Source organism: Methylobacterium oryzae (genome assembly GCF_036441375.1).
In the GTDB taxonomy this organism is placed as follows: Bacteria; Pseudomonadota; Alphaproteobacteria; order Rhizobiales; family Beijerinckiaceae; genus Methylobacterium; species Methylobacterium oryzae_A.
This window is the reverse complement of the sequence record NZ_MLCA01000016.1, coordinates 147,144-172,491: the sequence shown is the minus strand read 5'-3', so window position 1 is coordinate 172,491 and position 25,348 is coordinate 147,144. Positions and strand designations below refer to the sequence as shown.

Sequence of the window (25,348 nt, the reverse complement as noted above, 5' to 3'; positions counted from 1 at the left end):
CGGAAGGTTCATCGGCGGCCGGCGCGCGGGGACGGTGCAGGGTGATGGCGGGACGGGCGTTGCCGATCGGGACGAGTGCGCCGACCGCGTCCCTCCTCGCGGACCGCGTCGCCGTGTTCCTGCTCGGCGCCGCCCTGAACTTCAATGTCCTGACCTCGACCTTCGGTCTGCCGTTCCAGCGCCTGTCCGACCTGCTGCCGTTCCTGCTCATCCCCTGGCTCGGGTTGCGCCGCGCCGTCGTGGCGGAGGCGGTGCGACAGGCCGCGCCGCTCGCCGGCATCCTGGCGCTGATCGCGGCCTCGCTGGTGCTGAAGGCGCACAAGCAGGCGGGCGACGTCTACCTGACCCTCGTCCTGCTACTCTACGTGGTCCAGGCGTTCATCCTGCTGGTGATGTTCCGCGACCGGCGCGTCGAGGACGCGTTCTGCGTCGGCCTGCTCGCCGGCATGCTCGCCTCCCTCGCGGTGCTGCTGCTCGCCGCCTCCGGCATGCAGCTCGACCGGTTCGGGCTCGCGGTCCCCACGGACGGGCTCGACGAGGAGCTGAAGCTGTTCGTGCAGGACAAGCAGGGCGGCCTCTGGGCCTCCGGCAACGAGACCGGCCACGTCTTCGCGCTGGCCGGGGCCGCGGCCCTGCTGCTCAGCCTGCGCTACCGTCTCAAGATCATCTATCTCGCCTACTTCGCGGCCCTCCTGGCGAGCTTCCCGTTCACCAACAACCGCGCCGGCCTGTTCATGCCGGTCCTGTTCCTGGGCCTGCTGATGCGGCGGAACCTCAAGGCGCCCGCCGTGCTGGCCGTTTTCGGCGTCCTGGGCGTCCTCCTCGTAACCTGGGCAGTGACGGGGGAGATCCCGCTGCCGGGAACCCTGTCCCAGGCGATCGAGCGGCGCTTCGCCGAGGACCACAACGTCACGGGCAATTTCGACGAGCGGTTCCTGTCCGGCGTGACCGCGCTCCAGCTCGTCCTCGCGTACCCGTTCGGCGTCGGCGAAGTCGCCCGGCGAGAGGAGCTGCAGGCGCTGACGGGGCTCGTGACGCCCCATAACGGCTTCGTCTCGCTGGCGCTCCAGAGCGGCATCGCCACGGCGCTGCTGCTGATCGCCGGCCTCGGGAGGGTCCTGCTCGCACCCGCGGCCTTCGGGCCGTTCCTGACCTACAGCGCGGTGTTCCTGATCCCGTCGCTGATGTTCGAGGAGCTGTCGGTCAACCAGTACTTCCTCTTCTTCATGGGTTTCGTCCTGGCATCCCTCGCGCTGCCGCCGGACCGCGCGCGACCGGCTCCGGGATAGGGGCCGCGCCGCGACGGAGCGCGGCGCGGCCCGCGCGCTCAGCGCATGACGAAGGGATTCTCAGGCGCGTCGCGGCTCGTGGAGATCCAGACGCTCTTGGTCTCCAGGTACTCGCGGATCGACTCGATGCCGCTCTCGCGGCCGATGCCCGAGCGCTTCATGCCGCCGAACGGCATCATGTAGCTGACCGCCCGGTAGGTATTCACCCAGACGGTGCCGGCCCGCAGCCCCTTCGACATGCGCATCGCGCGGCCGATATCCTGGGTCCAGACGCCGGCGGCGAGACCGTAGATCACGTCGTTGCCGACCTTCAGCGCCTCGGCCTCGTCCTCGAAGCCGATGATCGACAGGACCGGGCCGAAGACCTCCTCCTGGGCGATGCGCATGTCGTTGGTGACGCCCGTGAAGATCGTCGGCTCGACGAACTGGCCGCCGAGCACGCCGGGACCGGAGGCGGGATTGCCGCCGAAGACGCAGCGCGCGCCCTCGCTCTTGGCGAGCGCGATGTAGTCGAGAACCTTCGTGTACTGGGGCGGCGTCGTGATCGGCCCGATATTGGTCTCGGCCTGCATCGGGTCGCCGAGCTTGGCGGTGCGGGCGAGTTCGACCAGGCGCTCGGTGAATTCCTGGCGGATGCTGTTCTGCACCAGCAGGCGCGAGCCGGCGATGCAGGTCTGCCCGGTGGCCGCGAAGATGCCCGAGATCGCCCCCGCGGCCGCGGCCTTCAGGTCGGCATCGGCGAAGACGATGTTGGGCGACTTCCCGCCGAGCTCCAGGGAGACGCGCTTGATCTGCCGCGCGGCGGCTTCGTAAACCTTCGCCCCGGTGACGTCGGAGCCCGTGAAGGTGATCTTGGCGACGTCCGGATGCTCGACGATGGCGGTACCCGCCTCACCGCCGAAGCCGGTGACGACGTTGAACATGCCGTCGGGCAGCCCGGCCTCCTTGGTCAGGCGGGCGAATTCCAGCGTGCTCGCGGAGGCGAACTCGGACGGCTTCACCACGACCGCGCAGCCCGCCGCGAGCGCGGGGGCGCATTTCCAGGCGACGAACAGGAGCGGCGAGTTCCACGCCGTCAGCGCTCCGACCACGCCCACCGGCTCGTGCCGGGTGAACGCGAAGGTCTCGGGCTTGTCGATCGGCACCTGGGCGCCCTCGACCTTGTCGGCGAGGCCCGCGTAGTACCACCACCATTCCGGCTGGTAGCGGGTCTGGCCGTACATCTCGGCGAACAACTTTCCGTTGTCGCGGACCTCGACCTCGGCCAGCGCCTTGGCGTCGCGTTCCACGAGGTCGCCGATCCGGCGCAGGACCTTGCCGCGGGCCGAGGCCGTCATGCTGGCCCAGGGGCCGTCCCACATGGCGCGCTTGGCGGCGGCCACCGCCCGGTCGACGTCGGCGCGCCCCGCGCGCGGGATCCGGGCCCAGGGCTCGCCGCGATAGGGGTCGATGGACTCGAACCACGAGCCCTCGACCGGATCGACGGACTGACCGTCGATGTAGAGCTGGTAGGTCTTCACGGCGCGCCTCTCCGTCCGGGGATGCGCGCCATATGGATCCGGAGCCCGCCCGCGGCGAGCCCGACGGCTCAGGCGTTGGCGCTGAGGCGCTTGATGTCGGCGTCGACCATCTCGGTGATCAGCGCCTCCAGGCTGGTCTCGGCCTCCCAGCCGAACGTAGCCTTGGCCTTGGCGGGATTGCCCAGCAGCACCTCGACCTCCGCCGGCCGGAACAGCGCCGGGTCGACGATCAGGTGGTCGTCCACCTTCAGGCCGACATGCTTGAACGCGATCTCGCACATGTCCCGCACCGTCGTGGTCCGGCCGGTCGCGATCACGTAATCGTCCGGGCGGTCCTGCTGAAGCATCAGCCACATCGCCTTCACGTAGTCCCGGGCGTGGCCCCAGTCGCGCTTGGCGTCGATGTTGCCCAGCCGCAGCTCCCTCTGCTGGCCGAGCTTGATCCGCGCCACCGCGTCGGTGACCTTGCGGGTCACGAACTCGACGCCGCGCAGCGGGCTCTCGTGGTTGAACAGGATGCCGTTCGACGCGTGCAGCCCGAAGCTCTCGCGGTAGTTGATGGTCATCCAGTGCGCGTACAGCTTGGCCACGCCGTAGGGCGAACGCGGGTAGAACGGCGTCGACTCGCTCTGCTTGGCCTCCTGGATCAGGCCGAACATCTCCGAGGTCGAGGCCTGGTAGTAGCGCGCCTGGGGCGCCGCCGAGCGCAGGCATTCCAGCATGTGCACCGCGCCGAGGCCGGTCACCTGCCCGGTGAGCAGCGGCTGCTGCCAGGACGAGGTCACGAAGGACTGGGCGGCGAGGTTGTAGATCTCGTCGGGCTTCGTGGCCTGGACGATGCGCAGCAGGGCGGATTGGTCGAGCAGGTTGCCGTCGACCAGCTCGACATCGTCGGTGATGCCGAGCCACTTCAATCGGTGATCGAAGACGCCGGCATGGCTGGAGCGCCGCACGATGCCGGTGACGGCGTAGCCCTTCTGCAGGAGCAGCTGCGCCAGATACGCGCCGTCCTGGCCCGTCACACCCGTGATCAGCGCTCGCTTGGCCGTCATGAACCCGTCCCGTCCCGAAGATGCCCGGCTGCTACGACCGCAACGGCCCGCGCGTCAAGGCAAGGTGCCGACATCAGTATTGTGCCAAGCAAGCGAAACCGGATCGGCATATCACCAGACTAGCGTCGCAGGGGTACAACCATCGGCAATGCTTGTGCGGCCCGTGTGCGGCGAGGCTAAGGTCGCGCGAGCCAGTCCGTCACACCGTCGAGCGTGCGGAATTCCTCGACGGCGTGGACGCGCGCCGCCGGGAGGGCGACCCGCGCCATCGTGGCGAGGGCATGCCCCGGCCCGAGTTCGAGCACGCGGTCCGCGCCGTACTCGCGACACGCCTCCAGGCAGGCGGCCCAGTCGATCGTGCGCGAGATCTGGAGCGCCAGCTTCTCGCGACCATCGGCATCGCGGAAGACCGTGCTCCCGTCCAGCCCGCTGATCAGCCGAGGTGCGCGGGGTGGCGGGCGGCGCGGCGGCACCGCGGCGAGCGCGTCCCGGAAGTCCGCCGTCGCGGCGTCCAGCCGCGGCGTGTGCGACGGCGTGTGGACGGGCAGGACCACCGCCCGCTGCGCGCCCGAGCCGGTCGCCTCCCGGCACAGAGCCTCCAGCGCCGCGCGCGGGCCGCCCACGACGCCACTGTCGGCCGCGTTGCGGATGGCGAGGTGGCAGCCGTGCCGCGCCGCCAGATCCGCGAGCCTGTCGAGGCTCAGGCCGCGGACGCCCGCCAGCCCGAACCCCGCGCCGGAGGCGGCATCCATGGCCTCCGCGCGCCGCGCGGCCAGGGCGAGGACGTCCGCAGGATCGAGGCGTCCGGCCACGCCCCAGGCGGCGAGATCGCCGATGCTGTACCCTGCCACGATCGACCGGTCCGGCATCGCCCCGGCCAGGGCCCGCCACGCCGCCAGGGCGGCGACGCAGCACAGGATCTGGCCGGTCCGATTGGCGTTCAGGGTGTCGCCGCCGGCGCGCGCCAGGTCGCGCGGGTCGGCGCCGTCGAGGAGCGGTCTGGCGGCCGCGAACACGTCCTGGGCGGCTGGATGATCGGCCGTCAGGTCGAACATCGCCGGGTGCTGGCCGCCCTGGCCGGAGAGGAGGATCGCGAGGGTCATGCGGGACTCGGGCCGCGCAGGCCCGCGACCGGCCGCAGCGCCAGCCGGTCCAGGCTCTTGGCGAGCACCGCACCGTCCTCGGGCGCGTCGCGCAGCTCGCGCCAGTGCAGACCGGCGCCGTCCGGCAGCAGGATCTCCCCGTCGATGCCCATCGGCGCCTTATCGGCCACGGCGGCGATGCCGTCGAGCAGACCCGAGGGCACCGGCGGTCGGCCCGGCCAGAGCAGATCGAGGTCGGAGGTGGTGCTCAGGTAGGTCAGGTCCGTAACGGCCTGCCAGAGGAGGCTGCCGAAGGGGCGCGGCACGAGGCCGTGCCGTCGGCCGAGTGCCGTCAGGGCGTCCACGGTCGAGCCCCAGGGCTCCGGCGCGTGGGCCGCGGCTTCGGAAAGGCTCACCGCCGGCGCGGGCGACAGCGCGGATGCCGGCAGGGCGAGCCCGATCCGCCGCTTGCCGTCCGCGGGCGGCAGTGGCAGGCCGAGCGGCACCGCGTCGCCGGTCTCCCCGGGGACGCGGCGGCGGACGATGAGCGGCCGGCCCGATGCGGCCCAGCCCGCCAGATGCGGAACGGTGGCGAGATCGGGCCGGTCCGCGCGCCACGCCGCCCAGGCCGCCGGATCGACTTGGACGAGGTCGTGGCGTCGGAAGGGCTCAGCCAAGGCGCGCCTGGTCGGCGACGGCCGCCGCGACGGCGCGCGCGAGCGGGCGGCCGCCCCTCTCCGCGCCCAGCTGATCCCGGATGTCCCGCCGCTGCATCGTGTCGATCACCGCTTGGATCTGGCCCGCGAGGGGCCGGTCCGGATCCAGAACGACGTGAACGGCCCCGGTCGCCGCCATGTTGTCGAGCCCGGGCGCGAAGACGGGCGTCGACCTCGCCATGGCCTCGAGCTTGTCGAGGGGCAGCTTGGTCACCCGTGCGACGGACGGCAGGTCCATCACGCTCGGATTCGCCCCGGGCAACGCCGCGAGGACCCGCGTCGCGAGGGCCGTCGCGATGAAGGCGCCGGCGGCCGAGTGGCCGTAGATCAGCCCGATCGTCGGATGGCCCGACCGGTCGGCCAGGAGCAGCGCCTTGGCAAGATGCGCGAGGCACTCGTTGAGGCCCAGCAGCTCGTCGCGGCGGCTCATGCGCTGACTGTCGGAATCCACCGCCACGAGGATCGGCGCGCGGTCGCCGGCCCGCACGGCGTCGAGCACGGCGCGCGACAGGACGAGCGCCCCGTCGACGCCCAGGGGCATGTCGCCGTCGACGCCCACCACATGCATCCGGCTGCCCGAAAACGGACCGGTGCCGGTCACGAGACCGTCGCGCACCGCGACCGCGTGGCCCTGCGGGAACAGGGAGGCGAGGATCTCAGCGAGCGTCATGGTCGGCCTCCGGGCTCCGGGCCACGGTCTCGTCGAAGGCAGGCGTGTCCATCGCGGGGACGGATTCGGGATCGTTCACGCCGAGGCGCGCCCAGACATCGGTGGCGTCGCGGCAATCGCCGAACCGGTCGATCCGGGCCTCAAGGCGCGCCTGCTCGGCCTCAAGGGTGTCCAGGTCGAAGGCCGGCGCGCGGCCGACGAGATCGCGGGCCGCTTCGCGGAAGGCCGCGACCGTGTCGGCGCAGAACGCGTCGGCGCCCCCGATCAGGCGGCGGTGCTTGCCGCCCATGGTCCGCCAGACCAGCGCCCGGTCGCGGGAATCGAACTCCTCGGCGCCCTTGTTGGTCTCGATCACCTCGGGGCCTGACACCGAGATGCGCCCGCCCTCCGAGACGGCGAGCCGCGAGCAGGTGCCGGCGATCAGGCCGCCGCCGCCGTAGCAGCCGGCCCGACCGCCGATCAGCCCGATGACCGGTATCCCGGCCGCGCGGGCCTCGACGATGGCCCGCATGGTCTCGGCGATCGCCGTCTCGCCGGCATTCGCCTCCTGCAGGCGGACGCCGCCGGTGTCGAACAGGATCAGGACCGCCTTCGGCTTCATCTCCAGCGCAGCCCGCAGCAGACCGACCAGCTTGGCCCCGTGGACCTCGCCGAAGGCGCCGCCCATGAAGCGCCCCTCCTGGGCGGCGATCAGGACCGGGTCGCCGTCGAGGCGCGCGCTTCCGACCACGATGCCGTCGTCGAAGGCGCGGGGCAGGTCGAAGAGCGGCAGGTGCGGGCTCATGCGCCGCTCCGTCGGCGGCAGGAACTCGCGGAAGCTTCCGGGATCGGTGAGCGCGACCACGCGCTGGCGGGCGGTCGCCTCGTACCAGCTCAGGGCGTCCGGATCGATGCTCGCGGCGCGGTGGGCAGCCATGGTCAGGCCTCCATCAGCCGCGCGCCCTGGAGCAGGCGCAGCGACACGGTGTCGGGGCGGGCGCCGCCGTCGTTGATGCTGATGCGGAGGCCGCCGGGCTGCGCCCGGGCGACGAAATCGGCCACCACCGCCTCCCAGACGTCGCCGTAGCCGGCCATCGGCGTCTCGATGGCGACCTCGCAAGCGTCCGGCGCGAGGACCCGCTCCAGCAGGATCTCCAGGTTGCCGGACGCCACGACGCCGGTGATCGCGCTCGGCACCGAGCCGGCCAGCGGCTTCTCCGTGGTGTGGCGGAAGGTCAGGGATTCCATCGCCGTCTCCGTGAAAGAGGACCTCTCGTCGCGCCGCCTACCAGTTCCGGAACCGGGCCGGCGGCTCGTAGAGCCCACCGGACCAGTGCACGAGATCCTTGATCGATTTCGCGGCGAGCAGCGCGCGGTCCGCGTCGAGCGGCTCGATGCCGAGATCCTCCGGGCGGCGGATGACGCCCCGGGCACGCAATGCCTCGACCTTCGCCCGGTCGCGGCCGCGACCGACCGCGGTGTAGCCCGCCACGCCCCGGATCGCCTGCTCGCGCTCGTCGGCATCCCGGCAGAGCAGCAGGTTGGCGATGCCCTCCTCGGTGACGATGTGGGTCACGTCGTCGGCGTAGATCATGACCGGCGCCAGCTCGAGGCCGATCTTCCGCGCCAGTTCCAGGGCGTCGAGCTTCTCGACGAAGGTGGGAACCAGCTTGTCGCCGAAGGTCTCGACGAGCTGCACCACGAGCTTGCGCCCGCGCATCAGCGCCGGGTCTCCGACGATCTGGCCCTCGCGGCCGGCCTTCATCCAGGCATGGGAGTGGTGGCGGCGACCGTGCGGGTCCGAGCCCATGTTGGGGGCGCCGCCGAACCCCGCCACCCGCGACTGGGTGATGGTCGAGGAATGGCCCATCAGGTCGATCTGGAGCGTCGCGCCGATGAACATGTCGCAGGCGTAGAGGCCGGCGGTCTGGCAGAAGGCCCGGTTCGAGCGCAGGCTCCCGTCCGCGCCGGTGAAGAAGATGTCGGGCCGCTCCCGGATGTAGCGGTCCATCCCGACCTCCGAGCCGAAGCAGTGCACCTGCTTGACCCACCCGGACTCGATCGCCGGGATGAGGGTCGGGTGCGGGTTGAGCGCCCAGTGGGTGGCGATCTGGCCCTTGAGGCCGAGCTTCTCGCCGTAGGTCGGCAGCAGCAGCTCGATCGCCGCCGTGCCGAACCCGATGCCGTGGTTGAGCCGCTTGATGCCGTACTCGGCGTAGATGCCCTTGATCGCCATCATGGCGATCAGGATCTGCGTCTCGGTCATCGCCGCCGGGTCGCGGGTGAAGAGCGGCTCCACGTAGAACGGCTTGTCGGCCTCGACCACGAAGTCGATCCGGTCGCCCGGGATGTCGACCCGCGGGACCGTGTCGACGATCTCGTTGACCTGCGCGACCACGACGCCGTTCTTGAAGGCGGTCGCCTCCACGACGGTCGGCGTGTCCTCGGTGTTCGGCCCGGTATACAGGTTGCCGTCCCGGTCGGCCGAGACCCCGGCGATCAGCGCCACGTTGGGCGTCAGGTCGACGAAGTAGCGGGCGAACAGCTCCAGGTAGGTGTGGACCGCGCCGAGCTCGATCTGGCCGCCGTAGAGCATCTTGGCGATGCGCGCGCCTTGCGGACCGGAATACGAGTAGTCGAGCCGCTTCGCGATGCCGGTCTCGAACACGTCGAGGTGCTCGGGGAGCACGATCCCGGACTGGACCATGTGCAGGTCGTGGATCTTCTCGGGATCGCAGGCGCTGAGGCCGCGGGCGAGGCAGTCGGCCTGTTTCTGGTTGTCACCTTCGAGACAGACGCGGTCGCCGGGCCGCAGGATCGCCTCCAGCAGATCGACCACGGCCGCGGCCGGCACGATCTTGCCGTCCGCATGGGCGCGCCCCGCCGCGATGCGCGCGTCGCGCGCCTGCCTCTCACCGCGCCACTCGCCCATCCGCGTGCTCCAACCGGTGTACTGAACGCGACATAGCGACCGATCCGGTATTTTCAAACCGGCGGCGGTGAATGTTTCGTATGCCAGATCGCGGTCACGACAGTATCATGCATACTTCCGACGAGCGTGCATAGGCCGACCCGCGACGGGCGCGCGCTAGGATTCACGCGTCCACACGGCCGCCGGGTGCGGTCGGGGGATCCGCTTCATCGAACGGGCAACGTCGATGAGCGTCCTCGGTGCCGCCCTGCTCGCCGCCTGCACTCTGACCGCCGTCGCCTTCGGCTATCACGACGCGATCTCGACCACGGTGATCGGCGCGGGGGCGATCACCTACCTCCTCGAGCCCGCCGCCAGCGCGGCGATCGGCGCGGATTCCAGCGTGACGGCGCACTCCAGAGCGACGGGTGTGACCGAGGCGGTCAGGGTCATGGTCGAGACCACTCGGGCGGCGCGGCCGCTGACCGGCACAACCTGTCGAATTGCCGAACCGCGCGCGTGGATTAGGGTATGGTTCCGCATCGTCTTCCCGAGGACTGGCAGTCGCCGCTCACGGGACGATCGAGGAACGGCGAATGCACGGGGACTTTCGGAAGATCGACAGCGGGCTGCTGTCGGACCGGATCCGCGACGCGCTCACCGACGCCATCGCGTCGGGGACGATCGCGGCCGGCACGGCCCTCGACGAGCAGAATCTCGCCGACCGCTACGGCGCGTCCCGCACGCCGGTTCGCGAGGCGCTGCGGCAGCTCGCAGCGTCCGGCCTCGTGGAGATCCGGCCCCGTAGGGGCGTGGTTGTCGCGCGCCTGACGCCGCAGCGGATCGCCGACATGTTCGAGACGACCGCCGAGATCGAGGCGATGTGTGCCCGGCTCGCCACCTACCGGATGACGCCCCTCGAACGCGGGGAGCTCATGGAGCTTCACGAGGAATCCGCCAAGGCCGTCGAGGCGGGCGACGTCGACGCCTACGACCGGTTCAACCGCGCCTTCCACGAGGCGCTCTACACGGCGACCCATAACGGCTTCATGGCCGAGCAGGCCCTGGCGATCCGCGAGCGCCTGGCCGCCTTCCGGCGCACCCAGCTCCGCCACGCCGACCGGATTCGCCGCTCGCGGGACGAGCACGGCGAGATCCTGGCGGCGATCGCCGAGGGCGACGGCGAGACCGCGGCCCGGCGCATGCGGGCCCACATGCTCCGGGCCGCGGCGGCTCTGGGGCGCTACATCGCCGAGACGGAATGAGGCGTCGGCGCGGGCCGGGCTGAGGGCCTCCGCGCGGCCCGCCGCTCGGTCAGAGCTGCGCGACGGCCGCGCGCAGCGTCGACCAGCACGGCGTCCTCGGCCCCGGCGCGGCCCGGAACGGCGGGCATTGCGGCCGCGGTCCATTCGGACGCGGTTCGCTCAGGACTGCCTCTGAGCGGCCGCTGCAACGGTCGCGCGCCTCCACCCGCATCTGCACGCCGGGCGTCAGGCCCTCGGCGCCGACGCGCTCAGGGCGTCGGCGAGCTTCCCGATATGCTCGGCCGCCCGACCGATGCCGAACGCCGCCCGCTCGGCGTCCTCGGCCCGGCCCCGATCCGCGATCTCGGCGGCGGCGCGCAGCTGGCCGACGTCGGTTTCCAGCGCCGCGATCCGCGACCGCAGCTCCGCGACTTCGTCGGCGATGGTCAGCGCCGCCATCACCTGCAGGCGCATGTCGCCGATCTCGCCGAAGCTCTTGCGCATCTCGGCGATGCGCCCATCGAGGGTCGCGGCGAGGCCCGTGAGATGCGCCTCCTCCCCCTCGCCGCAGGCCATGCGGTAGCTGCGGCCGTCGATGGTCACGTTGATCTGCGGCAAGGATGACTCCGCTGGTCGCTCCGACAGGCGTGGGCGGTGGGATCAGGCGCGTCCGAGCACATCCTGAACGGTTTCGATGGCCCGGTCGAGGCGGTGGCCGACCTCTCCGGTCGTCGCCGAGACCGTGGCGAGGCGGGCGCTCGCCGCATCGAGGGCGGCGGCGAGCCGGGCCCGATCCTCGTCCATGAGGGCGAGTTCCGCGTCCCGGTCGTCGGGCTGCGCGTCCGTCTCGAGGCGGCGCTGGACGACAGCGTCGAGGCGGTTGATCGCCGCCTCGAGCCGGCTGAGCGCATCGTCGATGGAACAGGTCTCGGTCTCGTCGGCCATGGTTCTTCGTCTACCCCGACGCGAAGCTTTCCGTCGAATGCAGGCGAAATTCCAGCGCGAAAACGCGCTGGATCCCCGATCCGGCCGTTGACCGAATGGATCGACGCGAACCCTGTTTATTGGTCGGTGGATCGAAGGTCTTTGTCACAGCGACGCGTTTGACAGGTCGAGGCGCCATGCTAGACAGCCGCGCGATCCCGAGAGGGACCGCGCGAGACATGCCGGAGGGCCGGTCCGCGACAGTTCCGAGGCCACAGCCGGCACCGTCCGATCCGACGGTCACGGGCTTGGAAGCCCGGCCTCTCCCGGTCCGGTTCATCGCAGGTTCAAACCCGCCCGCCCAGATCCCGCCCGGCCCGGCCCGGACGGTATGGCGGGCCGCCGAGACCGCTCCACGGACCGCCCCCGAGGTCCGGCGCGCGGCGAGCCGCATCAGGAAGGAGTCACGCCGTGACGAAGGTTGCCATCAACGGGTTCGGACGCATCGGCCGCAACGTCCTGCGCGCGATCGCGGAAGCCGGCCGCAGCGACATCGAGGTCGTGGCGATCAACGATCTCGGCCCGGTGGAGACCAACGCCCACCTGCTCCGCTACGATTCCGTGCACGGCCGCTTCCCCGGCGAGGTCGCGGTGGACGGCGAGTTCCTGGTGGTGAACGGCAAGCGCATCAAGGTCACGGCCGTGCGCAACCCGGCCGAGTTGCCGCACCGCGATCTCGGCGTCGACATCGCGCTGGAATGCACCGGCATCTTCACCTCGAAGGACAAGGCCAAGGCCCATCTCGACGCCGGCGCCAAGCGCGTCCTTGTCTCGGCCCCGGCCGACGGCGCCGACCTGACGGTGGTCTACGGCGTCAACCACGACAAGCTCACGGGCGAGCACCACGTCGTGTCGAACGCCTCCTGCACCACGAACTGCCTCGCTCCGGTGGCGAAGGTGCTGGACGAGGCCGTCGGCATCGAGCGCGGCTTCATGACCACGATCCACTCCTACACGAACGACCAGCCCTCGCTCGACCAGATGCACAAGGATCTCTACCGGGCCCGCGCCGCGGCGCTCTCGATGATCCCGACCTCGACCGGCGCCGCCAAGGCCGTCGGCCTCGTGCTCCCGGAGCTCAAGGGCAAGCTCGACGGCACCGCCATCCGCGTGCCAACCCCGAACGTTTCGGCGGTGGACCTCGTCTTCACGGCCAAGCGCGCGACCACGGTCCAGGAGATTAACGACGCCATCAAGGCCGCCGCTTCCGGCCCGCTCAAGGGCGTCCTCGGGGTCACCGACCGGCCGAACGTCTCGATCGACTTCAACCACGATCCGCATTCGTCGACCTTCCACCTCGATCAGACCAAGGTCATGGACGGCGTGCTGGTGCGCATCCTGACCTGGTACGACAACGAGTGGGGCTTCTCGAACCGCATGGCCGACACGGCCGTGGCGATGGCCAAGCTCATCTGAGCCGGACTGCTGCGGTCGCCGCCCCCTGACGGGACGGCGGCCGCACCTCTCTTCGGACGGCCTATCTTCGAACCAGGGACTCTCCAGGGATGACCGACGCTTCGCAGGGCACGTCGAGCGGGCCGGCTGCCGTGCCGCCCGCCCCCAGGCCGGCTCCGCCGCCGCCCACCGCGCAGACCGCTGCACAGACGGCCGCACCTTCCGCGTCCGCGGTCCCGTCGCACGCGCTCCCGGCCAACCAGCTCTTCGACCAGCTCGCGCGGATCGAGGACAAGTGCTCGCGCATCGAGGACAAGTACGCCCGCTCCGAGGCGCTGCTGTCCCGGGTCGAGGACAAGGTCGAGAATGCCGCGAACCGGATGAATGAATCCGCGCGCCAGTCCGACCTCGCGGCGCTCCGGACGGAGATGCGCGGCCTCGCCGAGCGCACCCGGCGCCTGCCCGGGACCGGGGCTCTGGTCCTTACCGCCGTCATCACGGCCATCCTGACCGTCGTTCTGATGGTCGCCGTCCAGCGGCTCAATCTCGACCGCCTGCTGCCGCAGCGCGCCGCCATCGGCACGACCGTCCAGTAATTCCCGTCGCCCCGCACAGGACCGCACCAGACCGCATGAGCGCCTTCCGCACCCTCGACGACGCCGGCTCCCTCAAGGGCAAGCGGGTCCTCATGCGCGTCGACCTGAACGTGCCCATGGAGAACGGCCGGGTGACCGACGCGACCCGGATCGAGCGCGTCGCGCCGACGATCCGGGAAGTCGCCGCGCAGGGCGCCAAGGTGATCCTGCTCGCCCATTTCGGCCGCCCGAAGGGCAAGCGCGAGCCTAAGGATTCACTGGAGCCGGTGGTACCCGCCCTCGGCACGGCCCTGGGGCGCAGCGTCGCGTTCGCGGCGGACTGCGTCGGCGACGCGGCCGCGCAGGCGGTGGCGGCCCTGAAGGACGGCGACGTCCTCCTCCTCGAGAACACCCGCTACCATGCGGGCGAGGAGAAGAACGACGCGGCCTTCGCGGACGCCCTGGCGGCGAACGGCGACGTCTACGTCAACGAGGCGTTCTCGGCGGCCCACCGCGCGCACGCCTCCACCGAGGGCCTGGCGCACCGGCTGCCGGCCTACGCGGGCCGCGAGATGCAGGCCGAGCTCGACGCTCTCACCAAGGGGCTGGAATCGCCCCAGCGCCCGGTGATCGCGCTGGTCGGGGGCGCCAAGGTCTCCTCAAAGATCGACCTCCTCGAGAACCTCGTCGCCAAGGTCGACATGCTGGTGATCGGCGGCGGCATGGCCAACACGTTCCTGCACGCGCAGGGCAAGGCCGTGGGCAAGTCCCTCTGCGAGAAGGATCTCGCCGAGACCGCCACGCGCATCCTGGCGGCGGCCGAGAAGGCCGGCTGCCGGATCATCCTGCCTGTCGACGCCGTCGCCGCGACCGAGTTCAAGGCGCAGGCCCCCCACGAGACCGTGCCGGTGGATGCCGTTCCGGATACGAGCATGATCCTCGATGCCGGTCCGCGCTCGGTCGCCGAGATCAACGCCGCCATCGACGGGGCCAAGACCCTGGTGTGGAACGGCCCGCTGGGCGCCTTCGAGCTCGCCCCGTTCGACGCCGCGACCGTGGCCGCCGCCAAGCACGCGGCAGCGCGGACGAAGGACGGCCAGCTCGTCTCGGTGGCGGGCGGCGGCGACACCGTGGCCGCCCTCAACCATGCCGGCGTCGCGCAGGATTTCACCTACGTCTCGACCGCCGGCGGCGCCTTCCTCGAGTGGCTGGAAGGCAAGGCTCTCCCGGGCGTCGAGGCGCTGCGGGCGAAGGCCTGAGACGGCCGTCTTGCTCTCCTCCCCCGGCGGCCCGACCCTATCTCTATCGCCGGCCCTCATCGGCCGGGGGGGCGAGTCGACGGGTGACAACGTGGAGAACGCGACCTTCGCGATCCTGACGAGCATCCAGGCGGGCTTGGCGTATCTGCGCGCCGAGTCGGTGACGCGCTTCGGCAGGCTCGGCGCGCGGATCGATCGTCGCGATCTCGGCATGCGGGCGGATCGCCGGAACGCGGCCGGGATGCTCGTGATGAGGCGGGCCACGGCGGGCGATGTCGACGCGCGGTTCAGCGCGGCCGAGGACCGCGTGGCTGCTCCGGAGAACCGGACCCTTCGAGGATCATCCGCCGAAAGAATGCCCTGCGCCGCGCCGGAGATTGACCGAAAGCGAGGCACCCGGCAGAGCGGCACGACACAGCTCAGCTGAGGGCCTCACGGGACCTCCGGCGATCGGGCGGACGACGAAACGGGAAACGGGAAGACACGCACGATGGCACGCATCACCCTCCGGCAGCTCCTCGACCACGCCGCTGAGTACGAGTACGGCGTGCCCGCCTTCAACCTGAACAACATGGAGCAGGGGCTCGCCATCATGGCGGCCGCCGACGCCACCGACTCGCCGGTGATCCTCCAGGCGAGCCGCGGCGCCCGCGCCTACGCCAACGACGTCGTGCTGGCCAAGCTGATCGACGGCCTCGTCGAGATCTACCCGCACATCCCGGTCTGCATGCATCTCGACCACGGCAACAACGAAGCCACCTGCGCCACCGCTATCCAGTACGGCTTCACCTCCGTGATGATGGACGGCTCGCTGAAAGCCGACGGCAAGACCCCGGCTGACTACAATTACAATGTCGAGATCACCCGCAACGTCACCAAGATGGCCCACTGGGCCGGCGTCTCGGTCGAGGGCGAGCTGGGTGTGCTCGGCTCGCTCGAGAGCGGCCAGGGCGAGGCCGAGGACGGCCACGGCGCCGAGGGCACCCTCAGCCACGACCAGCTCCTGACCGACCCGGACGAGGCGGTAAAGTTCGTCGAGGCGACCAAGGTGGACGCGCTGGCGGTCGCCATGGGCACGAGCCACGGCGCCTACAAGTTCACCCGCAAGCCCGACGGCGAGGTGCTGGCGATGAACGTGATCGAGGAGATCCACCGCCGCCTGCCGACGACCCACCTCGTCATGCACGGCTCGTCGTCGGTGCCGCAGGATCTGCAGGACATCATCAACCAGTACGGCGGCCAGATGAAGCCGACCTGGGGCGTCCCGGTCGAGGAGATCCAGCGCGGCATCAAGCACGGCGTGCGCAAGATCAACATCGACACCGACAATCGCATGGCGATGACCGGCCAGATCCGGAAGGTCCTCACCGAGAACCCCTCCGAGTTCGACCCGCGCAAGTACCTGAAGCCCGCCATGGAGGCGATGACGAAGCTCTGCCAGCAGCGCTTCGAGGAGTTCAACACCGCGGGCAAGGGCTCGAAGATCCGTCCGATCTCCGTCGCCGAGATGGCCAAGCGCTACGCCAGCGGCGCCCTCGACCCGAAGATCGGCCCGCAGTAGGCGCGGGTTCTCGGCTTCCATGAGCAACAGCGCCCGTCTCGCCCTGCTCGGACCGCACGGTCTCGACGCGGAGGGCATCGCGGATTTCGTGACGGCCCTGAAGGCCGCCTGCGAATCTGGCGACGTCGCCGCCGTGATCCTGCGGCTCGCCGCCACCGACGAGCGCGGGCTGACGGCCCGCGTCAAATCGGTCGCCCCGATCGTGCAGGAGCGCGGCGCGGCCCTGGTCGTCGCCTGCCCGGGCTTCACCGGCGACCTCGCCGCGGTGGCGATCCGCGGCGGGGCCGACGGCATCCACGTCGACAAGCCGCGCGACCTGAAGGACCTGCGCGGTCGGCTCCGGGACGGGCGAATCCTCGGCGCCGGCGGCCTGGAGACCAAGCACGGCGCGATGGAGGCCGGCGAGGCCGGGATCGACTACCTGATGTTCGGCGGCCTGTACCCGGACGGCGTCGCGCCCGAGGCGGAGACCGTGCGGGTCCGCGCCGCGTGGTGGGCCGAGATCTTCGAGACGCCGTGCATCGCGGTGGCGGCCGCCGCCGACGAGATCGCGCCGCTCGCCGCGACGGGGGCGGAATTCGTGGGCCTGGAGAGCGGCCTCTGGCTGCAGGATCCGGGCGCGGTCGAGCGGGCCCAGCGCGCCGTCCGGGAGTCCGAGGCGTGAGAGGCCGCGACGCCCGTCGTCTGGCGGTCTTCGCCGGCGCCGCGCTGCTGGCGCTGCCGGCCTGGGGGGCCTCGGGACCGGCCGATCCGGCCCGGACCGCGGCGCCCGGCTCGATCGGCCCCGCGGCGCAGACCGGCAAGACGCCGATGCCGGAACTGCCGAGCCCGTACACGCCGAACTACTCGCGCGGCGCCGTGCCGCCGGCGGGCGGCCAGCCGCCGGATTTCGCCTACGGCGCCTATCAGAAGGGCCAGTACGTCACCGCCTTCCGCGAGGCGACGAAGCGCATCGAGGCGAATCCCAAGGACGCCGCCGCCATGACGCTGCTCGGGGAGCTGTACAATCAGGGCCTCGGCGTGAAGCAGGACCCGGTCAAGGCGGCCGACTGGTACCGCCTGGCGGCCGCGCAGAACGACGCCTCCGCCATGGCCTCCCTGGGGCTGATGGCCCTCGACGGCCGCGGCATGCCGAAGGACCCGAAGGCCGGGCGGCGCTGGCTCGAGCAGGCGACGGCCCACGGCTCGCCGACCGCGGCCTACAATCTCGGCCTGATCCTGATCGGCACCGGCGCCACGGCCGACGAGGCGGCGGCCGCCGCGCAGTTCCGCAAGGCGTCCGACGCCGAGATCGGCCCGGCCCAGCACGATCTGGGCGTGCTCTACCTGCAGGGGCGCGGCGTGCCGAAGGATCCGTCGAAGGCCGCGGAGCTGTTCCGGCGCGGCGCCGACAACGGCGATCTCGCCAGCGAGGTCGAGTACGCGATCCTGCTGTTCAACGGCACCGGCGTCACCAAGGACGAGCGGGCGGCCGCCCGGTACTTCCTGCACGCGGCCTCGCGCGGCAACGCCATCGCGCAAAACCGCGTCGCGCGGCTCTACGCGGTGGGCCGCGGCGTCGCCAAGAATCCCGTGGAGGCGGCCGCGTGGAATCTGGCGGCCGCCGGGCAGGGCCTGTCCGACGCGTGGCTGGATCAGACCCTCTCCGGTCTCTCGGCCGACGAGCGCAGCCGGGCGGAGCGCCTCGCCAACGAGCGGATCGAGCAGCGCTGAGCCGCTAGGCCTCGGCCTTCGACCAGTCGACGCCGGCCTCGAGGTGCGGCAGCAGGACGACGCTCTCCTGCTCGTTCGGATCCGTCCGGGCGATCACCGCGGTGACGGGCTCGGTCTGGCTGCGATTGTAGGGCAGGTGCGGCACGTCGGCGGCGATGTAGACGAACTCGCCGGCGCCCGCGATCGCGTGGTTCTCCAGCCGCTCGCCCCAGAAGCAGCCCGACACGCCCGACAGCACGTAGATCGCCGTCTCGTGAGATTCGTGCTTGTGGGCGTGGGCCCGCTCGCCGGGCGGAATCTCGAGGAGCTGCATGTGCAGCGCCTTCGACCCAACGGCCTCCGCCGAGACCGCCGGCCGGTAGATGTGGCCCTGCTTGCCGCGGAAGGGCGCACTCTCGTGCACCACCCGGAACCCCTGCTTCTCCGTGCCGGACGCGGTACTCATGAACCTTCCTCCACTCTGAAGGCGGGATCGACGGGGATCTGCATACCGTTGACCAGCGCGTTGGTCTGGTTGGCCATCCCGACCACCGCCAGGAACTCGCCGTGCTGGGCCTCCGTCAAGCCCTTGGCCCGCGCCGCCGCGGTGTGAGAGTGGATGCAGTACGGACAGCCATTGGCGATCGAGACCGCGATGTAGACCAGTTCCTTGGTCAGGGGATCGAGGGTCCCCGGCCCCATGACGATCTTCAGGGTGGACCAAGTCCGCTCGAGCAGCGCCGGATCGTTCGCGAGCCCCCGCCAGAAATTGTTGACGAAATCCGACCCGCGGGTCGTCCGGATATCGGCGAAGACCGCGCGGACGCGCGGGTCGGCGTCCGCCTCGGCGTCGGACCAGAGCTTCACGGTCGCCATGGCAGCCCCTCCCCGCGTCCCCCGTCCTCAGAGCTTGCACGCCCCATCGAGCGCGCGGTTCTCCGCCTCGGAGAAGAGGCGCGAGCGGATATGGAAGCGCTTCTCCCGCCCGTTCTCCAGCGAGAACATGCCGCCGCGGCCCGGCACGACGTCGAGGATCAGGTGCGTGTGCTTCCAGACCGCGAACTGCGAACGGCTGATGAAGAAGTCCGCACCTCCCACCGTGCCGAGATTCACGTCGCCGTCGCTCACCAGGAAGTCGCCCACCGGGTAGCACATGGGCGAGGAGCCGTCGCAACAGCCGCCCGATTGATGGAACATGACCGGGCCGTACTCGCTCCTCAGCTCGTCGATCAGGGCGAGGGCCGCCGGGGTGGCGGTGACCCGCAGGGGTGTTCCGTCGATGCCGGCCTGCTCGGCGACGTTGGCGTCCGCGGTCTGGTTCGAACTCATGCCGTCCTCCCGGTCGATGTTTAAATATGCGTTGTCCCCGGCGGGTTTCCACCTGCCGGCGCGAAGGATGCCGACCCCGGATGGTCGCGTCGCGCGTTGTGTCGCCGAAGGGCGGCGATCACCGCCCGGCGGACCGGGAGCGCACACCATGTCCATGTCTGTTCGAACGCGTCGCGCCTGCCTCATCCTGGCCCTGGTCGGTCTCGCCGGGTCCGCCGCCGCCGAACCGCTCGTCCTCCGCGTCCAGCCCCGCGAGCATCCTCTGTTCGTGCAGCACGCGTGGCGCGTCGCGGGAAATCCCAATGTCACGCCCGACAACCCCATGGGCGTGGTCGGCTGGGACGGCCCGCCGGACGACGTGCCGAGCGTCAGCGGCGATGCCGGGTCGATGGCTCCCGGCTCGATCGTCGACGCGCCGTTCGAAGGCTACGGCTTCGGCCTCGACTGACCGGGTGATCCGGGATCGAAAAAGCCCCGGCCTCTCGGCCGGGGCTGAAGTTGTCTCGGGGGGTTAACCCGGGAAGAAACTCAGAAGAATCCGAGCTTCTTGGCCGAGTAGCTGACCAGCATGTTCTTGGTCTGCTGGTAGTGATCGAGCATCATCTTGTGGGTCTCGCGGCCGATGCCGGACTGCTTGTAGCCGCCGAAGGCCGCGTGGGCCGGGTAGGCGTGGTAGCAGTTCGTCCAGACGCGCCCGGCCTGGATCGCCCGGCCGAAGCGGTAGGCGCGGGTCCCGTCGCGGGTCCAGACGCCGGCGCCGAGGCCGTAGAGCGTGTCGTTGGCGATGGAGAGCGCCTCGGCATCGTCCTTGAACGTCGTGACCGACAGGACCGGCCCGAAGATCTCCTCCTGGAAGATGCGCATCTTGTTGTGGCCGCGGAACACGGTCGGCTTCACGTAGAAGCCCTCGGCGAACTCGCCGTCCTTTACGTTGCGCTCGCCGCCCGTGAGCAGCTGCGCGCCCTCCTGCCGGCCGATGTCGATGTAGGAGAGGATCTTCTCCATCTGCTCGCCCGAGGCCTGGGCGCCGATCATCGTGGCCGGATCCAGCGGCGAACCCTGGGTGATCGCCTCGACGCGCTTCACCGCGCGCTCCATGAACCGGTCGTAGATCGATTCGTGCACGAGCGCGCGGCTCGGGCAGGTGCAGACCTCGCCCTGGTTGAGGGCGAACATCGTGAAGCCCTCGAGGGCCTTGTCGAAGAAGTCGTCGTCCTCGTTCGCCACGTCGGCGAAGAAGATGTTCGGCGACTTGCCGCCGAGCTCCAGCGTCACCGGGATCAGGTTCTGCGACGCGTACTGCATGATGAGGCGGCCGGTGGTCGTCTCACCCGTGAAGGCGATCTTGGCGATCCGCGGCGAGGAGGCGAGCGGCTTGCCCGCCTCGAGGCCGAAGCCGTTGACGATGTTCAGCACGCCCGGGGGCAGCAGGTCGCCGACGATCTCGGCCAGCACAAGGACGGAGGCCGGGGTCTGCTCGGCGGGCTTCAAGACCACGCAGTTGCCGGCGGCGAGCGCGGGGGCGAGCTTCCACACCGCCATCAGGATCGGGAAGTTCCACGGGATGATCTGGCCGACGACGCCCAGCGGCTCGTGGAAGTGGTAGGCGACCGTGTCGTGGTCGATCTCGGAGATCGAGCCTTCCTGCGCCCGCACGCAGCCGGCGAAGTAGCGGAAATGGTCGATGGCCAGCGGGATGTCGGCGTGGGTCGTCTCGCGGATCGGCTTGCCGTTGTCCCAGGTCTCGGCGAGCGCGAGCAGATCGAGGTTCTCCTCCATCCGGTCGGCCATCTTGAGGAGGATTCGGGCGCGCTCGGCCGGCGCCGTGCGGCCCCAGGCCTCCTTGGCGGCGTGGGCGGCGTCGAGGGCCTTCTCCACGTCCTGCGCGTCGGAGCGAGCGACCTCGCACACCACCTTGCCGGTGATCGGCGAGGTGTTCTCGAAGTAGCGGCCGGCCGCGGGGGCGACCCATTGGCCGCCGATGAAGTTGTCGTACCGGGCCGAGAAGGGCGACTTGACCTTCGAGTCGCCGAGGAATTCCGGCTTGTTCATGGCTATGTTCCCTCCGTGGGCCCCGGCCTCGCGAACCGCGGCTCTTGGGCTTAAGCTGGCGCTCGGGCGACCGACCGTGGGGGCCGCATCCGCTTCCGCTCTGTTCGCAGCCAATGGCTTTTGGCCTGTCGAATCAAGGTGGACTTTTGGCCAGTGCGCGAGTGGGCCGATCCTACGCCCTTCCCGTCGTCATCGCGAGCGGGCAAAAATTCCCCGGCCAAGCGTCGTCGGGACGGCCGTCGAGCGGCGACCGAAGGGTCCCGACGACCAACCGAATCACGGCGGCTTCGGGGAGCCCGCAGCTCAGCCGAGCAGGGCGAGCGGAACGGCCACCGCCGCGAGCGGCAACGCCGCCAGGGCCGCGTTGCGCAGCCAGGTCGGCCGAAAGGCGATGATCGCCACCACGGCCAGGGCGGCCCCCGTCAGCGATCCGATCCACTGGACCGGGCCGAAATCCCAGCCGGCCGCCGCGATCGACGCCGCGAACGAGAGGCCGAGCCCGCACCAGCCCGCCATCCGCAGGCTGCCGACCCGCGCTCTCGGCACGCCCATGCGGTAGGCGGCCCGATGATGCCGGTCGAGGCTGAGGGCCAGGGCGGCGAAGCCCGAGAAGCTCAGGAGCAGGCTGAGGATCAGCGCGGCGGATGTCATGCTTCGACCGTGCGTGACAGGCTGGCCGTGGCCGGGCGCGCCGCCGCCGGCTTCCGCCGGGCCGCCAGCCGGGATCCGAGGCCGAGTGTGACGCCCACGGCCCCCATGGCGGCGTCGAAGGCGAGGAAGCGCTGCTGACCGACGAGGACCGCGTCCACCAGCGGGATCGCCAGGAAGGCGCAGCCGGGCACGGCGAGGGCGAGCGCCCACGCCCGCTGCCGCGGATAGAGCGACGCGGCGAGCGCGGCGGCGGCCCAGGCGGCGAAGAACGCGCGCACCTCCCAGTCGGCCCGGGCCTCGAGACCGTCGGGCAGCAGCCGGTTCGCCAGCAGATAGGCGGCGAGCCCGACCGGCAGACCCGCGATGGTGCCGAGATTGAGGAACCGCACGAGGCGCAGGCCGAAACCCGCGGGATCCGCACCCTTCGGCGCCCGCGCCACGGTCCAGAGCACGAGGCCGCTCGCGACCGCGGCGGCGCCCATCGCGCCGCAGAGGAAGAACAGGAGGCGCAGGGGTGCGGCGGCGAAGTGCGCCTCGTGCAGCCCCGCCATCACGGCCCCGGTCCGGGTCGCCGCGCCGGCCTCGCCGACCCGGGCGATCTCCGTGCCGGTATCGGCCGCGTAGGCGATCTGCGGGTGCAGGTGCGCGAGCCCGTGCGGCTCCTCGAAATAGGCTGTCACGGTGGCACCGGCATCGCCGGGCTGGGTGACCAGCATCACCTCGGGCACCTCCCCGCCGGCCGCCGCCGCCCGGGCGACGATCGCGCCGAGCGGCAGCGGCGTGCCGGGGCCTCCGGCCGGGGCCGCGCCCGGCGTCGCGAGGCCGGCCTCGGCGTAGTAGCGCAGCACGTCGTCGCCGTAGACCGCCTTCACGCCCCAGGGCATCAGCGTCGCCGAGAGGGTGACGAGGCCCGTGTAGACGATCATCAGGTGGAACGGCAGGGCCAGCACGCCGACCACGTTGTGGGCGTCGAGCCAGCCGCGCTGGGCCGAGCGGTCGCGCCGGAAAGTGAAGAAGTCGGCGAAGATGCGCCGGTGCGTCACGATCCCGGAGATCAGGGCGATCAGCAGCACCATGGCGCAGGCCGACACGATCCAGCGGCCCCAGATCGGCGGCAGGCTCAACTCGAAGTGGAATCGGTACAGGAAGTCGCCGCCGCGCGTGTCGCGGACACGCGCGGGCTCGCCCGTCGCGGGATCGAGGAGCGCGCGGTGGAAGGGGCCGTCCAGATGCGGCCACCAGTAGACCTCGACGGCCGGGGTCTCGGCGCTCGGCAGCTTGATCGACCAGCCGGCCGCGTCCGGCATGGTCCGGCGCAGGAACGCCCCCGCCCGCGTGGCCGCCGCCGCGGGATCCAGCGCCGTCGCGGACAGTTCGGGCCGCATCCAGTGCGAGATGTCGGTGCGGTAGTAGCTGGCGGTGCCGGTCACGAAGATCGCGAACAGCACCCAGCCGACCACCAGGCCGGACCAGGTGTGCAGCCACGCCATCGACCGGCGGAAGCTCCGGGCCGGGCTCAAGCGCCCGCTCCGTGCGCGAACGCGCCGGCGAGCCACAGGGCACCGATCAGAAGGAGCGCCGTCAGGCCGAGGACCACGGCCGCCCGTCCGAGGGTGCGAGCCGCGAACACCCAGATCACCGCCCCCGCCATGATGGCGAAGCTCGCCAACGTCCCGGCCGAGACCGCTTCGGCCCGAGGGCCGGGAAGGATGAGCGCCAGCAGCGCGGTGGCCAGGGCGGCGACGGCGTAGCCGCCGAACACCGCGAGCAGAACCCGGCCCGCGACCGCCGCGCGATCGGCCAGCGTCGGCATGGCACGGGCGCTCATGGCGCCACCTCTCGTTCCCGTGAGCCCATGGCGCGACCTAGCAGCGGCCGAGGCCGCGGCGCAACGCCAATGTTCCGGAACGATTCCAGTGTGAAAAGAGGTGTTTAGGACTCTGCGCGGCAGCGTGCCCGGAGGTCGTCTCCCGCGCGCGGCGCATCGCTCACGGGGCGGCCTTGGCCGGTGCACCGGCGCGGCCGGACTTGCGGATCGCCACGGCCGCGTTCCGGGCGCTGGGCGGCAGATCGGCTCCGGGATCCGGTTCGGGGAAGGCCGCGGTGGATCCGGGCGCCGCTCCGGCGGCGCGGCCGCCGCGCGCGTCTCCCCAGCCGTAGCCCGCGTTGATCCCGGCGTAGAAGCCCGTGAAGTCCTCAGCCTGGGCGCTCCCCGCGAGCAACATCAGGGCCGTAGACAGCACTAGGCGGCGCATGGGTCGTCCCGAAACGAGGAAGGCGGCGGCCCGCAGGGAGCCGCCGCCTCGGAGTCTTCGCGCGGATCGCGGCGGGAGAGAGACCGCCGCGTGATCCTCAATCCTCGACGTTGATGCTCTGGGCCTCGCGGCCCTTCTGGCCCTCGACCACGCCGAGCGTGACCTGCTGGCCCTCGGCGAGCGAATCGAGGCCGGCGCGGGACAGCGCGGAGCGGTGCACGAACACGTCCTTGCCGCCGTCGTTGACCGAGACGAAGCCGAAGCCCTTGGCGGGATCGTACCACTTCACGGTGCCGCTCATCTCGACCGACGGGCCGCTGGCGAAACGGCCACCGCCGCCGCCACCACCGCCGCCGCCGTAGCCGCCACCGCCGCCGTAACCACCGCGGTCGCGGTCGCCATAGCCGCCGCCGGCACCAGCGCCGTAGCCGCCGGTGCGCGGACGGAACTCACGCCGGGGCGCGGGCGCCTCGGCTGTGGAGGTGTCGACGCTGGTGACGCTCGTGACCTGCGGGCCCTTCTGGCCCTGGGCCGTCGTGACCGTCAGCCGGGTGCCCGGCATCAGATCGTCGTGGCCGGCCGCCTCGACAGCGCGGATGTGGAGGAAGGCATCGCCCGAGCCGTCGCCGAGTTCGACGAAGCCGAAGCCCTTCTCCTTGTTGAACCACTTGACCGTCGCATCGCGCTCCGGTCCGGACGCGACCGGAGCCGCGCCACGCGACGGGCCGCGATCGAAACCGCCCCCGCCGAAACCACCGCCGCCACCGCCGAAACCGCCGCCGCCGTATCCGCCGCTCGGGGGAGCCTGATCAGGCCATCTCGGCTCGCCACTCTCGTCGAAGCCGCGCTTCTGCGGCCCTCTGAAATCACGACCACGTCCCATAGAAAGCTCGCAAAAACCGTCCGCCGCCCTTGTCTCGAATACCGCGTGCGCGCCATCCCAGACAGCCCACGCCCCGCACTATCATTACCCCAGGTCGCGGTAACCAAGAATAACGCCCCAGTCCTGACGCAATCGGGCCTTGACCGCAAGGACCTTCTTGGCTCAGAGGCGCCCGTTTCGTTACTTTCTTGCGGCAAACAACGGAGTCCGCTCCCGCTTCCGGGCCGGCCCTTTCTCATTCGAGGGAAG

At 71.0% G+C, this 25,348-nt stretch carries 29 protein-coding genes and 1 pseudogene; 11 read left to right on the top strand and 19 right to left on the bottom strand.

Annotation, left to right across the window (positions count from 1 at the left end; translation table 11 throughout):
* The first annotated feature begins 44 nt into the window (after window positions 1-44).
* Entirely contained in the window at window positions 45-1,289 is a 1,245-nt protein-coding gene (locus MOTC310_RS30025) for a hypothetical protein (protein ID WP_331304398.1), read from the top strand.
* 38 nt (window positions 1,290-1,327) lie between these two features.
* On the opposite strand, the gene MOTC310_RS30020 is transcribed toward MOTC310_RS30025, so the two are convergent.
* The 8 genes from MOTC310_RS30020 to mdcA all read right to left on the bottom strand — a co-directional run bounded on the left by MOTC310_RS30020 (window position 1,328) and on the right by mdcA (window position 9,240).
* A complete protein-coding gene (locus MOTC310_RS30020) occupies window positions 1,328-2,809 on the bottom strand; it encodes an aldehyde dehydrogenase (protein WP_331304397.1) in 1,482 nt (493 codons plus the stop codon).
* 68 nt (window positions 2,810-2,877) lie between these two features.
* On the bottom strand, window positions 2,878-3,861 hold the full coding sequence (gene gmd, locus MOTC310_RS30015) for a GDP-mannose 4,6-dehydratase (protein ID WP_091677880.1): 984 nt from the start codon (window positions 3,859-3,861) through the stop codon (window positions 2,878-2,880).
* Between the two features lie 176 nt (window positions 3,862-4,037).
* A complete protein-coding gene (locus MOTC310_RS30010; RefSeq protein WP_331304396.1) occupies window positions 4,038-4,964 on the bottom strand; it encodes an acyltransferase domain-containing protein in 927 nt (308 codons plus the stop codon).
* Window positions 4,961-5,620, bottom strand: a complete 660-nt coding sequence (mdcG, locus tag MOTC310_RS30005; protein ID WP_331304395.1) for a malonate decarboxylase holo-[acyl-carrier-protein] synthase — start codon at window positions 5,618-5,620, stop codon at window positions 4,961-4,963. Before mdcG ends, MOTC310_RS30010 begins: the two co-directional genes overlap by 4 nt.
* The gene (gene mdcE, locus MOTC310_RS30000) at window positions 5,613-6,329 is read right to left on the bottom strand and encodes a biotin-independent malonate decarboxylase subunit gamma (protein WP_331304394.1); all 717 of its coding nucleotides are present in this window, start codon (window positions 6,327-6,329) and stop codon (window positions 5,613-5,615) included. Before mdcE ends, mdcG begins: the two co-directional genes overlap by 8 nt.
* On the bottom strand, window positions 6,316-7,245 hold the full coding sequence (locus MOTC310_RS29995; protein ID WP_331304393.1) for a biotin-independent malonate decarboxylase subunit beta: 930 nt from the start codon (window positions 7,243-7,245) through the stop codon (window positions 6,316-6,318). Before MOTC310_RS29995 ends, mdcE begins: the two co-directional genes overlap by 14 nt.
* Window positions 7,246-7,247: 2 nt before the next feature.
* Complete coding sequence (gene mdcC, locus MOTC310_RS29990) at window positions 7,248-7,556, bottom strand: malonate decarboxylase acyl carrier protein (protein ID WP_331304392.1); 309 nt, start codon at window positions 7,554-7,556, stop codon at window positions 7,248-7,250.
* 37 nt (window positions 7,557-7,593) lie between these two features.
* Entirely contained in the window at window positions 7,594-9,240 is a 1,647-nt protein-coding gene (mdcA, locus tag MOTC310_RS29985; RefSeq protein WP_331304391.1) for a malonate decarboxylase subunit alpha, read from the bottom strand.
* Between the two features lie 226 nt (window positions 9,241-9,466).
* On the opposite strand from mdcA, the pseudogene MOTC310_RS29980 reads away from it, so the two are divergent.
* Together MOTC310_RS29980 and MOTC310_RS29975 are read left to right on the top strand one after the other, a co-directional pair.
* Window positions 9,467-9,697: pseudogene (locus MOTC310_RS29980) on the top strand (malonate transporter subunit MadM); the annotation flags it as partial.
* 118 nt (window positions 9,698-9,815) lie between these two features.
* The gene (locus tag MOTC310_RS29975) at window positions 9,816-10,484 is read left to right on the top strand and encodes a GntR family transcriptional regulator (protein WP_331304390.1); all 669 of its coding nucleotides are present in this window, start codon (window positions 9,816-9,818) and stop codon (window positions 10,482-10,484) included.
* A gap of 225 nt (window positions 10,485-10,709) precedes the next feature.
* Here MOTC310_RS29975 and MOTC310_RS29970 read toward each other — a convergent pair whose 3' ends face one another.
* A complete protein-coding gene (locus MOTC310_RS29970; protein WP_331292190.1) occupies window positions 10,710-11,081 on the bottom strand; it encodes a cell division protein ZapA in 372 nt (123 codons plus the stop codon).
* 42 nt (window positions 11,082-11,123) lie between these two features.
* On the bottom strand, window positions 11,124-11,408 hold the full coding sequence (locus MOTC310_RS29965) for a DUF4164 family protein (protein ID WP_331304389.1): 285 nt from the start codon (window positions 11,406-11,408) through the stop codon (window positions 11,124-11,126).
* 450 nt (window positions 11,409-11,858) lie between these two features.
* Here MOTC310_RS29965 and gap point away from each other — a divergent pair, with 450 nt between their 5' ends.
* The 7 genes from gap (at window position 11,859) to MOTC310_RS29930 (ending at window position 17,950) form a co-directional block, all read left to right on the top strand.
* The gene (gene gap, locus MOTC310_RS29960; protein ID WP_012317185.1) at window positions 11,859-12,863 is read left to right on the top strand and encodes a type I glyceraldehyde-3-phosphate dehydrogenase; all 1,005 of its coding nucleotides are present in this window, start codon (window positions 11,859-11,861) and stop codon (window positions 12,861-12,863) included.
* 89 nt (window positions 12,864-12,952) lie between these two features.
* Window positions 12,953-13,438 (top strand): hypothetical protein, encoded by a 486-nt coding sequence (locus MOTC310_RS29955; protein ID WP_331292192.1) that lies wholly within the window; start codon window positions 12,953-12,955, stop codon window positions 13,436-13,438.
* 35 nt (window positions 13,439-13,473) lie between these two features.
* The gene (locus tag MOTC310_RS29950) at window positions 13,474-14,676 is read left to right on the top strand and encodes a phosphoglycerate kinase (protein ID WP_331304388.1); all 1,203 of its coding nucleotides are present in this window, start codon (window positions 13,474-13,476) and stop codon (window positions 14,674-14,676) included.
* A gap of 136 nt (window positions 14,677-14,812) precedes the next feature.
* Window positions 14,813-15,103 (top strand): hypothetical protein, encoded by a 291-nt coding sequence (locus tag MOTC310_RS29945; RefSeq protein WP_331304387.1) that lies wholly within the window; start codon window positions 14,813-14,815, stop codon window positions 15,101-15,103.
* 63 nt (window positions 15,104-15,166) lie between these two features.
* Window positions 15,167-16,237, top strand: coding sequence for a class II fructose-bisphosphate aldolase (fba, locus tag MOTC310_RS29940; RefSeq protein WP_331304386.1), 1,071 nt, complete (start codon window positions 15,167-15,169; stop codon window positions 16,235-16,237).
* A gap of 19 nt (window positions 16,238-16,256) precedes the next feature.
* Window positions 16,257-16,901: a thiamine phosphate synthase gene (locus MOTC310_RS29935; protein ID WP_331304385.1), complete on the top strand. Its 645-nt coding sequence runs from the start codon at window positions 16,257-16,259 to the stop codon at window positions 16,899-16,901.
* Complete coding sequence (locus MOTC310_RS29930; protein WP_331292197.1) at window positions 16,898-17,950, top strand: tetratricopeptide repeat protein; 1,053 nt, start codon at window positions 16,898-16,900, stop codon at window positions 17,948-17,950. Before MOTC310_RS29935 ends, MOTC310_RS29930 begins: the two co-directional genes overlap by 4 nt.
* 4 nt (window positions 17,951-17,954) lie before the next feature.
* Here the strand turns inward: MOTC310_RS29930 and MOTC310_RS29925 are convergent, their stop codons facing one another.
* The 3 genes from MOTC310_RS29925 to MOTC310_RS29915 are packed head-to-tail and all read right to left on the bottom strand — an operon-like array spanning window position 17,955 to window position 19,258.
* Window positions 17,955-18,395, bottom strand: coding sequence for a cupin domain-containing protein (locus tag MOTC310_RS29925; RefSeq protein WP_331304384.1), 441 nt, complete (start codon window positions 18,393-18,395; stop codon window positions 17,955-17,957).
* Entirely contained in the window at window positions 18,392-18,805 is a 414-nt protein-coding gene (locus tag MOTC310_RS29920) for a carboxymuconolactone decarboxylase family protein (RefSeq protein WP_331304383.1), read from the bottom strand. The genes MOTC310_RS29925 and MOTC310_RS29920 overlap by 4 nt, the downstream gene beginning before the upstream one ends.
* A 27-nt stretch (window positions 18,806-18,832) precedes the next feature.
* Window positions 18,833-19,258 carry a DUF779 domain-containing protein gene (locus MOTC310_RS29915; RefSeq protein ID WP_331292201.1) on the bottom strand — a complete coding sequence of 142 codons (426 nt, stop codon included), beginning with the start codon at window positions 19,256-19,258 and terminating at the stop codon, window positions 18,833-18,835.
* Window positions 19,259-19,406: 148 nt separating this feature from the next.
* On the opposite strand from MOTC310_RS29915, the gene MOTC310_RS29910 reads away from it, so the two are divergent.
* Entirely contained in the window at window positions 19,407-19,706 is a 300-nt protein-coding gene (locus MOTC310_RS29910) for a hypothetical protein (RefSeq protein WP_331304382.1), read from the top strand.
* Window positions 19,707-19,786: 80 nt separating this feature from the next.
* Here MOTC310_RS29910 and adh read toward each other — a convergent pair whose 3' ends face one another.
* From adh to MOTC310_RS29880, 6 genes are all read right to left on the bottom strand, one after another.
* Window positions 19,787-21,310, bottom strand: coding sequence for an aldehyde dehydrogenase (gene adh, locus MOTC310_RS29905; RefSeq protein WP_331292203.1), 1,524 nt, complete (start codon window positions 21,308-21,310; stop codon window positions 19,787-19,789).
* A gap of 303 nt (window positions 21,311-21,613) precedes the next feature.
* Window positions 21,614-21,961, bottom strand: coding sequence for a DUF3325 domain-containing protein (locus tag MOTC310_RS29900; protein WP_331304381.1), 348 nt, complete (start codon window positions 21,959-21,961; stop codon window positions 21,614-21,616).
* The gene (locus tag MOTC310_RS29895) at window positions 21,958-23,451 is read right to left on the bottom strand and encodes a PepSY-associated TM helix domain-containing protein (RefSeq protein WP_331304506.1); all 1,494 of its coding nucleotides are present in this window, start codon (window positions 23,449-23,451) and stop codon (window positions 21,958-21,960) included. The genes MOTC310_RS29900 and MOTC310_RS29895 overlap by 4 nt, the downstream gene beginning before the upstream one ends.
* 26 nt (window positions 23,452-23,477) lie before the next feature.
* On the bottom strand, window positions 23,478-23,789 hold the full coding sequence (locus MOTC310_RS29890) for an iron transporter (RefSeq protein WP_331304380.1): 312 nt from the start codon (window positions 23,787-23,789) through the stop codon (window positions 23,478-23,480).
* Between the two features lie 160 nt (window positions 23,790-23,949).
* On the bottom strand, window positions 23,950-24,216 hold the full coding sequence (locus tag MOTC310_RS29885; RefSeq protein ID WP_331304379.1) for a hypothetical protein: 267 nt from the start codon (window positions 24,214-24,216) through the stop codon (window positions 23,950-23,952).
* Window positions 24,217-24,313: 97 nt separating this feature from the next.
* Window positions 24,314-25,099: a cold-shock protein gene (locus MOTC310_RS29880; RefSeq protein ID WP_331304378.1), complete on the bottom strand. Its 786-nt coding sequence runs from the start codon at window positions 25,097-25,099 to the stop codon at window positions 24,314-24,316.
* Window positions 25,100-25,348 lie beyond the last annotated feature (249 nt).